Below are 11,750 nucleotides of genomic sequence, written 5' to 3'. Positions count from 1 at the left end.
CGGCTCAGCTGGGCGGCGAAGAAGGCCTGGGCCGAGTAGTGGGCCAGCTGCTGGCCCTGGTTCTTGACGAAGTTGGCGGCCGACGAGGACAGCGCGCTCTGCGCGTTCTGCAGGTCGCTCTGCGAACGGATCCATTCGTCCAGCTGCTTGGCCCGCTGGCCCGCGGCGAACAGCGAGGCCGCCAGCTTGATGCCCGCGCTGGCCGCGCCCAGGCCCGGCAGGAACTGCGCGAGGAAGGCCGCGCCGCCCTGCGCGATCTGCGTGGCGAGCTTGAGGATCATGCGGTCGCGCAGCAGGTCCGCGATCATCTGCTCGATATTGCTGGCCTCGGCGCCGGTGCGCTGGGCCTGGCTCAGCGACTTCAGATCCAGCTCGGCCTGGGCCAGCAGTTCCTCGGCCTCGGCCACGTCGGCGGCCGCCTGTTCCTCGTCCTTCTTCTTCTGCATCAAGGTCGAGGCTTCCTTCACCAGCGCGGGGTCCACCTTGACACTCTTGAGCTTGCCGACCAGCTCCTTCAGCGTGTCCATCGCGCCGGAGTCGGGCTGGCCGCCGCCCTCGTCGGAGCCGCCGCCCGGCATCTGGATGCCCAGGGCGCCGAACAGCCGGCCCACGCCGCTCTCCAGCTGGCTCGCCACCAGCTTCACCGCCTCGTCGTACTTGCCCTCGGTATAGAGCTTGCGGACCTGGTCGGCGGCCACCAGCGTGCCGATGCCCTTGGCCAGGCCCTCGCCGACCTGGGCCAGCGTCTTGTCGCCGCTGCCGCCCAGCGCGCTCTGGATGCCGCCGGCCAGCGCGTTGACCGCGTCGTGCACCTTGGGCGGATCCTGGCGCAGCGCATCGATGGCCTGCGGCACCGAGGACGCGCCCTGGTAGAGCTTGACGATCTGCCCCGCCAGGCCCTCGTCCACGCCGGCCGTCTTCAGCACGTCGCCGAGCTTGCCGCCGACCTCGGCGACCACCTCGTTGAAGGCCTTGGCGTACTCGCCCTTCTTGACCGCGAAGGCGGTCTTCACCGCCAGGTTCAGGCCCGCCGCGCTCAGGTCCACCACCTGGCCCAGGTCCACGCCGAGCTTGTCCAGGCCGGGCAACTGCGCCAGCACGTCCTTGGCGATCTCGGCCAGCCGGTCGATGACGCTCTTGGTGTCGCCGTTGCGCACCAGCTCCGGCAGGTCGGTGCCCAGGCCCAGCGCCTTGAACAGCGTCGGCGCGGCCTTGGCGGCGATGGCCAGGCCGTCCTTGGTGGCACCTGCGGTGCCGTCGGACGCGGTGGTCAGCGCCTTGGCCAGCACGTCGCCCATCTGTGTCAGCGCCTGCGAAAGATCGGCCTCGCCCAGGCGCACCTGGTTCAGCGTCTTGCCCAGCAGGATGGCCGAGCTGCCCGCGCCGATGGCGCCGGTGGTGGCGTCGACGATCTTGCTGTCCACGCCCGCGCCCTTCAGCGCCGCCGAGGCCAGCGAGCCGCAGATGTCCAGCGCCACCGAGGCGGCGTCGGTGAACTCGGTGTTCTTGAGCTTGTCGCGCACCTCGCCCATCGAGTTGATGACCTCGCTGCCGGTCTCCAGGATCTCCTTGGCCAGTTCGATCTGCTTGCCGTCGAAGCCCTTCAGCGCCTCGGCGCCCACGCTGAGCACCTGGGCGCCGGTCTCCAATGCGTCCTTCAAGAAGTCGCGGTCCGGCGTCAGCTCGCCGGCGATCTTCTTCTGCTCGACCATCTCCTGGTAGAGCGCCGTGGTCTGGTCCAGCATCTGCTGGGTGGCAGACCAGGGCGCGGCGATGAAGCCCTCGGGGAAGGCCCGCTCGCGCATCACCGGCGTCCAGAACTCGGCCTGCAGCTCGGCGTTGGTGAACAGCGGCTCGTCCTTGTCCACCTCGGGGTCGGGCTTGAAGCGCGCCTCGCGCAGCTCCACGCCCAGGCCGGCCACCGCATTGCCGTGCTTCAGCAGCTTGGCGGTGAGGTCCTTGGGCAGCGGCGGCTTGCCGGACTTCTGCGCCTCGGCGGTGATGTCCTCGATGTCGATCTCGTCGACCTGGCCCTTCTCGACGTCCAGGAAGCTCTTGCCCTTGAACGGGCCGCTCTTGATCTTCTCGGACATCACCTGCTGGACCTCGCCCTTGATGGTGTCGAACTTCTCGCGCACCACCGCCAGCGCATCGGCCTGGGCCTTCTGCCGGCGCAGGAAGACGGCCTGCGCGGCGGCGGCCTTGTCGACGGCGGCCGTCAGCTTGCCGCGGCGGTCCTCGGTGTCGGGCTCGTCGATGACGACGCCGCTGAACAGCTCGATCCAGGCAGTCTGCTTGCTCATGGGAGTGCCCTACTCAATAACTCTGAGGTTCAACGGACCGCGGCGCGCAGATGCGCTTCCAGCCGCGTCAGCGAGGCGTCCAGCGCGCGCATGTCGGCCTCCAGCGGGGCCACCGGGTTGCGGGCCAGGTCCAGCATCACCGGATGGGTGGTGAGGAAGGTGCTGGCGCCGCGCAGCCGGGCCAGTGCGTCCTCGCGGGCGGCGCGGCGTTCGCCGGCCGGCTTGCCCTCGCCCGCCAGCACCGCCATCGGGCCGGTGAACAGGCCCGGATTCAGCTGGTTGGCCAGCGGCTCGACCTTCTTGCGCAGTGCGGTCTCCACCTCGGTCTTGCGCTCCGGCGACGCGACCTGCGCCAGCGACTGCGCGACGAAGGTCTCCATCGCCTGGCGCAGCTTCACCACATTGGCCGCATAACCCTCCACATGCTTGGGCAGCGCCTTGCGGTCGCCCAGCGCCGTGCCCTCCGGGTTGCGCTCGACCTGCGCGACGCGGCCCTCCACCTGGGTCAGCAGGCGCAGGCCGCGCTCGTAGTCCTTGCCGTCCTTCACGGCCTTCTCGGCCATCGCGACCATGCGCTTGACCTCGTCCTTCTGGCTGCTGTCGCCGCCGCTCTTCAGCGCCTTGTCGAGCCGGCCCATCACGCTGGTGTTGACGACGGAGAGCCGGCTCTCCCATTCGCGCTTGAGCTTCAGCGTGGCGTGCTGCTCAGCCAGCACGTTCTTCTGGCGCGCATAGGCGGCATCGGGGTTCTTCTCAAGCTCGGCCAGCTCGGCCTGGATGCCCTCGAAGTCGGTCAGCGCCATGGCCAGCTCGCTCGCCGTGGCGGCACGATTGCGGGCCGCTGCGATGCGCGATTCCAGCGACTTGCGGTAGGTCTCTGCCACGCCCAGCTTGGCGAAGGCGGCCACGCGGCGCAGGCAGTCGTTGGCGGCCACCACCGCCTTGTCCTGCTGCAGCCGGATGGCGGCCAGCTCCTTGCCCGCCGTGTCCAGCGCCAGCGCGATGCCGCGCTGCGCCTCGGCGGCCGGGCCGGGCTCCATGCCGTAGAGCCCGGTCTTCAGCGTGGCGAGCTGCTCCTTCAGCGCCGCCAGCGTCTGCGGCGCCACATTGCCCAGGCCGTCCTCGACCAACTGGTCCAGCGTCTCCTGGCTGCGCTGCAGCGTGCGGGTGTAGTCCTCGAAGGTGCTGCCGTGCTCGACCAGCATCGCCACCTGGTCGATGCGCTCGATCAACTTGCCCAGCAGCTTGTTGTTGACCTGGGCGGCGCTGAAGTTGCCGGTGGTGGTGAGCACCTTGAGGTTGGCCACCTCGGTGTCCAGCCCGTCCAGCAGCGGGGCGAACTTCTTCAGGTCCAGACCCTTGGTCTTCATCGCCTGGCGCAGCGTCTTGAGCTTCTCCTCCTGCGCCTGCACCGATTCGACCAGCGTGCGGTTCATGTTCGCCAGCCGGTCGCCGGACTCGCGCGTGGCCGTGGTCGCCTCCTTGACCAGCCCGGCCAGAGCCTCGCTGCGCTTGTCCCAGGCCACGACCGGATCGTCCGACTCGGTCTTGTCCGCCAGCTCGGCCAGGCGCTGGCGCAGGGCCTGGGCCTTCACGGCATCGACCAGCTGCAGCGCGGCCAGTTCTGTGGTCTGGAACTTCTCGCGCGCGGCGGCGAAGCGCTGGCCGGCCTGCACCTCCTGCTGCCGCTTGCCTTCGTTCGTCAGCGTCTCGGGCTTGTTCAGCGCCAGCACCTTCTCCACCAGCGCCGCGGCACCGTCGCTCGCCTGCTTGAGCCGGGCCGGATCCTCGGCCGTGGCATTGGCCAGCCACTCGGCCCAGCCGCCCTTCAGCGTGCGCAGCGCCTGGCGCAGCGGGGCGAGCAGCGCAGCGGCGTCGATCTTGGCCTTGGCGGCCACCTTCTCGAAATCGGTGAAGGCCTTCTCCACCTTGGCCCATTCCTTGGCCGCCTGGTCGTCCAGCGGCTGGCGCTTGCTGTTGAAGGCAGCGAACTGCTGCACGCTCTGCTCGGCCCCGGAAAGGAACTTCGTGGCCTCGCCGTGCGCGGCCAGCAGCGCCGCCCAGTCGCGCACCAGCGAAAGCCGCTCCACCCCCGCCTTGCCCAGCGCCACCGACAGGCGTCGCGAATGCTCCTGCAGCTGCGGCGGCATGCCCTGCTGGCCGGCGCGCACGTTCAGCTGCTGCACCAGCGGCTGCAGCCCGCTCGCGAGCTTCGCCCATTCGCCGCCCTGGGCGACCAGCTCCTTCTGCCCGTCGAGCTGCTTGTCCAGCGTGTCGGCCGCCTTCACGCCGCCGGCGAACAGCTGCTGGTCGTGCAGGCTGGTCACCAGCTCCAGCTGCCGCGCGTTCTCGGCCTTCTGCGGCAGCGAGACCAGCGGGGCGTTGGTGTTGACGCGATCGGTCAGCTGGCGGATGCGATCGCCCAGGCCCAGCCTGTCCTTCGCGAGCGCGATCGCGCGGCCGTTCCAGCCCTCGATCAGGTTCTTCATCTCCAGCCGCAGCTGGGTGGTCTGCTGCACCGAGAGCTTGGCGCCGCCGCGGGTGTACAGCTGGTTCAGCTTCGTGTGCTCCTGCTCCAGCACCGAGGGCTCCAGCAGCGGCGCCAGCGTGTTCAACGCCTTCTCGCAGTCGCGCAGCTCGGGGCCGAAGTTGCTGCTCAGCTCCTTCTTGGTCATCAGCCAGGCCTTCTTGCATTCGGCCGCGCTGGGCAGCGTCTTGCACAGCGCCAGCGCCTCGGTCCAGAGCCCGCCGGCGCCCTTCAGCTCGATCTGCTGCAGCGTGGTCTCCAGCTTCGTCTTCATCTCGGGCGTCATCTGGCCGGTGGTCAGGCCCTCGGCCAGCACGCGCTGGGCGGTGCCGGCCCGGTCTTCCACCAGCGGCTTGGCGCGGGCCTGCGCTTCGTCGAGCTGGCGCCCGCCCTTGGCCTGGTTCTCCAGCTTCAGCGTCAGCCGGCCCAGCCATTCGGCGATCACGCGGGTGGCCTTGTCGCACTCGGCCGGCTGCTGGTAGGCCTCCTCGGTGCGCACGTTCTGCTCGGCGTTCTCGATGAAGGCGAGCAGTTCCTGCACCTCGGTGCTGCTGGACTTCTCCTGCGAGCCCAGCTCCTTGAGGCGCTTGCGCGCATTGGCGCAGTTGGTGAAGAGGCGGGTGCGGGCCTCCAGGATCTCCTTGGCCGGCTTGGACTTGTCGATCTCCTTGCCCAGCGATTCCAGCTTGGCGGTGATCTCCTTGGCCTCCTTGCGCAGCGCCTCCTGGCCCTTCTTGCCGGCGTACTTGGGGTCGCTGGCATCGCGCAGGCCGCTGGCCAGCACGGCGATGGACCCGAGCTTGTCGACGAAGCCCTTCACCACCGGGGTATTGGCGCCGGCCATCTCGATCAGCTTCTCGAGCTTGACCTGCACATTGGCCAGTTCGGTATCGAACTTGACGACCGCCTTCTGCTTGGACCCGCTGGTCACCTGCAGGATCATGCGGGCCCGGTTGCACCACATCAGTTGCTGGTCGAGTTCGTCAGCCATGTCGCTTACGTCCTGTAACTGCCAGAAGGGCGGCCCAATATACCGGCGCCGGCCTCGCAGCGGGAGACACATAACTTCGTATTTACACGGGTTCAGGAATCGCAAACTCCGCACGTTTCCGGCGTTATGGCCCCGGACGTTTCGGCCGATACTGCCGGCATGAAGTCAGCGGTTCCGGAGCGCATCGGCAAGTTCACCATCACCCAGGTGCTGGGCCAGGGCGCCATGGGCGTCGTCTACAAGGGCTTCGACCCGCACATCCAGCGCGTGGTGGCGATCAAGACGGTGCACAAGGAACTGCGCGGCATCGGCGAGGCCGAGCCTGATTCGATCGCCGCGCGTTTCCGCAACGAGGCGCAGGCGGTCGGGCGCATCGCGCACCCGGGCGTCGTCGCCATCTACGACTTCGGCGAGGACGAGGAGCAGGCCTATATCGCGATGGAGTTCGTGCAGGGCCGCAACCTGGAGCAGGTGCTGGCCGGCACGCCGCTGCTGCCCGAGGCGCAGCTGCTGCAGATCATGGACCAGCTGCTCGACGCGCTGGCCGCCGCCCATGCCCAGGGCGTCTGGCACCGCGACATCAAGCCGGCCAACCTGCTGATCACCGCTAACGGCCAGGTCAAGCTGACCGATTTCGGCATCGCCCGCATAGAGAACCTGGGCCTCACCCAGGTGGCCTCGATGATCGGCACGCCCGGCTACATGGCGCCGGAGCAGTACCGCGGCATCGGCATCGACCACCGGGCCGACATCTTCGCCGCCGGCGTGCTGCTGTACCGCATGCTGTCCGGCCGCCCGGCCTTCGGCGGCACGGCCGAGCAGGTCATGTACAAGATCATCAACGAGGCGGCGGAGCCTCCGGGCGCCCTGGGCGGCCGGGGCAGCGCCTACGACGCGGTCGTCGCCCGCGCGATGGCGCGCCAGCCGGCCGAGCGCTTCCAGAGCGTCACCGAGTTCCGCCGCGCGCTGGCCGCCGCCGCGCTGCACGGGGCGCACGACGCCACCGTGATCGTGCCGCCGGGCCAGTGGGCCACCGCGGTGGCCGCAGCCGCCGTGCCGCCGGCGCCTCCGGCCTCCGGCCACAGCACCAGCGGCACCCGCTCCGCCCCGCCCACCGGCTGGGACGCGCAGGTGCTCAGCCGCATCGAGCGGACGCTGGCCGGCTACGTGGGCCCGATGGCGCGGCTGATGGTGCGCGAGGCCGCCAAGCGCTGCCACGACGTGCCCACGCTGGCGGGCGCCGTGGCCCAGCACATCGGCGAGGAGAAGCAGCGCGCGCTGTTCATCGCCACCGCCACCGGCACCACGGTCCCGCCGGCGCCCCGCAGCGGCGCCACCGCGCTGGGCCGGAGCGGCGGCACGGCCATGCCCCCGGCGCCCACCCGCGTCGGCGACGAGACGGCGCCGCTCAGCGAGGAGTTCAGGGTCCGCGCGCTGCAGGTGCTGACGCGGCACATGGGCCCGATCGCCAAGGTGGTGGTCAAGCGCGCGGCCGAGCGCTCGCAGAGCCGTTCGCAGTTCGTCGCGCAACTGCTCGACGCGGCCGAGGGCGTGGACCGCGCGGCGCTGGAGCGCGAGCTCAACGCCTGACCCGCCCGCGGGCGCCTGACGCACAAGACCGCACGGCCGCCAGGGCCTGCGAGCGCGCGGCCATACTCGCCGCTCCCTTCTTGCCGCCAGGAGCCCGCCCCATGCACTACCGTCCCTTCGGCCGCACCGGCCTGTTCGTCTCCCAGCTGTGCCTCGGCACGATGACCTTCGGCGGCGAAGGCGGCCTGTGGAGCCAGATCGGCCGGCTGCAGCAGGCCGAGGCCGAGCGCCTGGTCGGCCGCTCGCTGGACGCCGGCATCAACTTCATCGACACCGCGGACGTCTACTCGGACGGTCTCTCGGAAACCATCACCGGCCAGGCGCTGAAGAACCTGAAGGTGCCGCGCGAGAACGTCATCGTCGCCACCAAGGTCTTCGGCGAGACCGGCAGGAAGGCCGCCAATTCGCGCGGCGCCTCGCGGCTGCACATCATGGACGGCGTCAAGGCGAGCCTCAGGCGCCTGCAGCTGAACCACATCGACCTCTACCAGATCCACGGCTTCGACCCGGCCACGCCGATCGAGGAGACCGTGCGCGCGCTCGACGCGCTGGTGCAGCAGGGCCATGTGCGCTATGTGGGCGTCTCGAACTGGGCCGCCTGGCAGATCATGAAGGCGCTGGGCATCGCCGAGCGGCTGGGCCTGGCGCGCTTCGAGTCGCTGCAGGCCTACTACACCGTCGCCGGCCGCGACCTGGAGCGCGAGCTGGCGCCGATGATGGCCAGCGAGGGCCTGGCGCTGATGGTCTGGAGCCCGCTGGCCGGCGGCCTGCTGAGCGGCAAGCCGATCGTCGAGGGCGACCGCCGCAGCAGCTTCGACTTTCCGCCGGTGGACCGGCCGCGCGCCGCCGTCTGCGTGGACGCGATGCGGCCGATGGCCGAGAAGCGCGGCATCAGCGTTGCGCAGGTCGCGCTGGCCTGGCTGCTGCACCAGCCGGTGGTCACCAGCGTCATCATCGGCGCCAAGCGCGAGGACCAGCTGGAAGACAACCTGGCCGCCGTCGGCGTGACGCTGGAGCCGGCCGAACTGGCCGCGCTGGCCGAGGTCAGCGCACTGCCGCGCGAGTATCCGGGCTGGATGCTGGAACGCCAGGGCGAGCAGCGGCGGCGTCAGCTGGCGGGCGGCTGAGCCCTCAGCCGCCGTAGCGCGGGATCGGCCCCCGCTGCGGCGTGGGCTCGCCCACGTCCACCATCACCTTGTCGACGAAGCACCAGCCCCAGCCCTCGGGCGGGTCGTAGCCTTCGATGACCGGGTGGCCGGTCGTGTTGAAGTGGGCGCGGGCGTGGCGGTTCGGCGAATCGTCGCAGCAACCCACATGGCCGCAGCTGCGGCACAGGCGCAGGTGGACCCAGCGGCTGCCGGTCTTCAGGCATTCCTCGCAGCCGAGGGCGCTGGGCGTGACCCGGGTGATGCTGTCGGTATGGGTGCAGGACTTGTGCTGGCTCATGGCGGCTCCTTCGTCGTGAAGGCTCCGCTCATGCCATGCCTTCGCGCAGCCGCATCATCAGGCCGACCGGCTGCATCGTGAAGGCCAGCAGCTCGGCGGCCTCGCCGGCCTCGCCCGCTGCGTCCACCGCGGTGATCTCGAAGCGGCTCAGCAGCATCGCCAGCGCCAGCTTGATCTCCAGCAGGGCCAGGTAGCGCCCCGGGCAGATGCGCGGGCCGGCGCCGAAGGGCATGGCCACGCGCTTGGCCCCCTGGGCCTGGGCCTGCAGCCAGCGCTCGGGCATGAAGCGCCGCGGCTCGGAGAAGCGGGCCTCGTCCAGCCCGTCGTGCCGCATCAGCAGCAGCACCACCACGCCGGCCGGCACGTCCACCGGGCCGATGCGCGTGTCCATCGCCGCCTGCAGCGGCAGCATCGGCGCCACCGGCTTGAGCCGCATGGTCTCGTGGGTGCAGGCCTCCAGGTAGTCCAGCGCGCCGAGCTGCTCGGGCGTGATCGCTTCGAGCAGCGTGTCGCCCAGCACCTGCCGCACCTCGTCCACCGCCCGCTGCAGCGCCGGCGGGTGGCGCCACAGCAGGTGCAGCATCCAGGCGAGGGTGTTGGCCGTCGTGTCCTCGCCGGCCAGTAGCATGGTCAGCACATTGCCGGCGACCTGCTCGTCGTCGATGCCGCTGCCCGCCTGGTCGCCGGCGGCGATCATCGCCTCCAGCAGGTTGCTCGGCTGCTCGCGCCGCTGCGGCTCGGCGGCCATGCGCTGGCGCGAGCGGGCGATGAAGCCGGCCACCGCGGCCTTGACCTCGGCAATGGCGGCGTCGAGCTCCCGGTCGGCACGCGACTTGTGCAGCCGCCACATCGCCACCGGCGCGAGCACGCGGCGGTACAGGGTCGGGAAGATCGCGTTCAGGTGGCGCTGGATCACGTCGTCGCCGCCGCCCAGCGTGTCCACTTCCTCGCCGAAGGCCAGGCCGGCGATGGTGTCCACCGTGTAGCGCATCAGCTCGGCCTGCAGGTCCAGCGCGCGGCCCTCGCGCGCCGCCGCCTGCCAGCGCAGCGCCAGCCGGCCGGCGACCTCGCGCATGGCAGGGAGGTAACGTCTGATGTGGGCGGGGTCGAAGGCGGACATCACCATGCGCCGCTGCCGCTCCCAGGCCGGCCCCTCGGCCATGAACAGGCCCTCGGGCAGGCCCATCTCGGCCCAGATCGCCGCCTGCTTGCGCGAGCGGGTGAAGCCGGCAGGCCGGTCGCGCAGCACCGCGGCGATGGTCTCGTGCTCGCTGACGACGATGGCCCGCCGCTCCTTCAGCTGCAGCCGGAAGTAGGGCCCGTACTCGCCGGCCCAGGCCTCCAGCTGCTGGTGGAAGCGGCCGGGCTCGATCTGCAGTGCGTTGCCGACCAGGGGCAGGCCGCGCGGGCCGGGCAGATCCTCGTAGGCGCGGGGCGCCGTGGCCGATGACGGGGTTGCCGTTGCGTGCATGGGAAAGCTCCTGCGGGGCCAGGGCCACGATGATGCGCGGCCGCCGCAATCGACGCCTCATCAAGATGGACGAGGGCTTCCCCCAGCCAATTACGGGTGCGCTGAAGCTAAAAGTTAGTAGGATCACAACTTCCGGACCTGTGCCCGTCCCGCGGCGTGCACGGCCCCCTACACAGCACCCGCCCATGAGCACCGAGTCCAGCAACCCTGCCGACGACGACCGCACGCAGATCATCGCCCCGCCCAAGGCGCCGCCGCCGGCGCCCGCGACCACCACCGCCGGCCACAGCAGCGCCGGCGACAGCGGCAATGCGCTGCCGATCGGGACCTATCTCAGCGAGTTCGAGGTCAACAGCGTGCTCGGCGAGGGCGGCTTCGGCATCGTCTACCTGGCCTGGGACCATTCGCTGGAGCGCCGCGTGGCACTGAAGGAGTACATGCCCTCCTCGCTGGCCTCGCGCACCCTGTCCAACGGCGTGGCCACGCAGGTGCAGGTGAAGTCCGAGCGCCATCGCGGCACCTTCGAGGCCGGCATGAAGAGCTTCATCAACGAAGCCAAACTGCTGGCCAGCTTCGACCACCCCTCGCTGGTGAAGGTCTACCGCTTCTGGGAGGCCAACGGCACCGCCTACATGGTGATGCCCTTCTACGAGGGCACCACGCTGAAGGACCGGCTCAAGGCCCTGGGCAAGGCGCCCGACGAGGCCTGGCTGATGGGCCTGCTGGCCCCGCTGACCGAGGCGCTGGCGGTGATCCACCAGGAGCGCTGCTACCACCGCGACATCGCGCCGGACAACGTGATCCTGCTGAACGCCGGCGGCCGCCCGCTGCTGCTGGACTTCGGCGCCGCGCGCCGCGTGATCGGCGACATGACGCAGGCGCTGACGGTGATCCTGAAGCCCGGCTACGCGCCGGTCGAGCAGTACGCCGAGACGCCCAACATGAAACAGGGCGGCTGGACCGACGTCTACGCGCTGGCCGCCACCATCCACTTCGCCATCCTCGGCCGCACGCCGCCACCTTCGGTGAGCCGGCTGATGGGCGACAACTACCAGCCGCTGGTCGAGTCCGCCGCCGGCCGCTACAGCGAACGCTTCCTGAGCGCCATCGACAAGGCGCTGCGCGTGCGGCCCGAGGAGCGAACGCAGACCATCGGCGAGCTGCGCGCCGACCTCGGCCTCGACGCCGAGATGCCGCACCACGCGCAGAAGACGCAGATCGTGCTGCGCGGCGACGCCACCGGCATGAGCGGGGACGAGAAGACCCGGCTGGAAGTGCGCCCGCCGGCGCCGGCCCGCGCGCCCTCGCCCGCCCCGGCGCTGCGCCCGCGGCAACAGCAGCAGGACGACGAAGCCGCCGCCACGGCAGCGCCGGCACCATCCTCGAAGATGCCGCTGATGCTGGGCCTCGGCGCCCTGGTGC

Annotated in this window: 7 protein-coding genes; 3 read left to right on the top strand and 4 right to left on the bottom strand. The window is 70.6% G+C overall.

The window, feature by feature from the left end:
* Together B0W88_RS24955 and B0W88_RS24950 are read right to left on the bottom strand one after the other, a co-directional pair.
* Positions 1–2,303: hypothetical protein (locus B0W88_RS24955; protein WP_144006948.1), on the bottom strand; the 2,303-nt coding region annotated here is incomplete at its 3' end.
* A gap of 29 nt (positions 2,304–2,332) precedes the next feature.
* The gene (locus B0W88_RS24950) at positions 2,333–5,821 is read right to left on the bottom strand and encodes a hypothetical protein (RefSeq protein ID WP_077037312.1); all 3,489 of its coding nucleotides are present in this window, start codon (positions 5,819–5,821) and stop codon (positions 2,333–2,335) included.
* A gap of 159 nt (positions 5,822–5,980) precedes the next feature.
* Between B0W88_RS24950 and B0W88_RS24945 the strand changes: the two genes are divergently transcribed.
* Positions 5,981–7,411 (top strand): serine/threonine-protein kinase, encoded by a 1,431-nt coding sequence (locus B0W88_RS24945; protein WP_077037313.1) that lies wholly within the window; start codon positions 5,981–5,983, stop codon positions 7,409–7,411.
* A gap of 101 nt (positions 7,412–7,512) precedes the next feature.
* Entirely contained in the window at positions 7,513–8,538 is a 1,026-nt protein-coding gene (locus tag B0W88_RS24940) for an aldo/keto reductase (RefSeq protein WP_077037311.1), read from the top strand.
* 4 nt (positions 8,539–8,542) lie between these two features.
* Here the strand turns inward: B0W88_RS24940 and B0W88_RS24935 are convergent, their stop codons facing one another.
* Both B0W88_RS24935 and B0W88_RS24930 read right to left on the bottom strand, forming a co-directional pair.
* Complete coding sequence (locus B0W88_RS24935) at positions 8,543–8,857, bottom strand: UBP-type zinc finger domain-containing protein (RefSeq protein WP_077037310.1); 315 nt, start codon at positions 8,855–8,857, stop codon at positions 8,543–8,545.
* A gap of 28 nt (positions 8,858–8,885) precedes the next feature.
* Positions 8,886–10,328: a cytochrome P450 gene (locus tag B0W88_RS24930; protein ID WP_077037309.1), complete on the bottom strand. Its 1,443-nt coding sequence runs from the start codon at positions 10,326–10,328 to the stop codon at positions 8,886–8,888.
* A 185-nt stretch (positions 10,329–10,513) separates the two neighbouring features.
* On the opposite strand from B0W88_RS24930, the gene B0W88_RS24925 reads away from it, so the two are divergent.
* A partial coding sequence (locus B0W88_RS24925) for a serine/threonine-protein kinase (RefSeq protein WP_144006947.1) occupies positions 10,514–11,750 on the top strand: 1,237 nt, incomplete at its 3' end.

The sequence above is a fragment of the Pelomonas sp. KK5 genome (assembly GCF_001984095.1).
Classification (GTDB): domain Bacteria; phylum Pseudomonadota; class Gammaproteobacteria; order Burkholderiales; family Burkholderiaceae_C; genus KK5.
Note: the sequence above shows the minus strand (reverse complement) of the source record. Positions and strands in the feature narration are given on the sequence as shown.

Bases quoted from the DNA above. Each gene is read 5' to 3' on its own strand.
- B0W88_RS24950 (WP_077037312.1), bottom strand. From the start codon at position 5,821: ATGGCTGACGAACTCGACCAGCAACTGATGTGGTGCAACCGGGCCCGC.
- B0W88_RS24930 (WP_077037309.1), bottom strand. From the start codon at position 10,328: ATGCACGCAACGGCAACCCCGTCATCGGCCACGGCGCCCCGCGCCTAC.
- B0W88_RS24935 (WP_077037310.1), bottom strand. From the start codon at position 8,857: ATGAGCCAGCACAAGTCCTGCACCCATACCGACAGCATCACCCGGGTC.
- B0W88_RS24940 (WP_077037311.1), top strand. From the start codon at position 7,513: ATGCACTACCGTCCCTTCGGCCGCACCGGCCTGTTCGTCTCCCAGCTG.
- B0W88_RS24945 (WP_077037313.1), top strand. From the start codon at position 5,981: ATGAAGTCAGCGGTTCCGGAGCGCATCGGCAAGTTCACCATCACCCAG.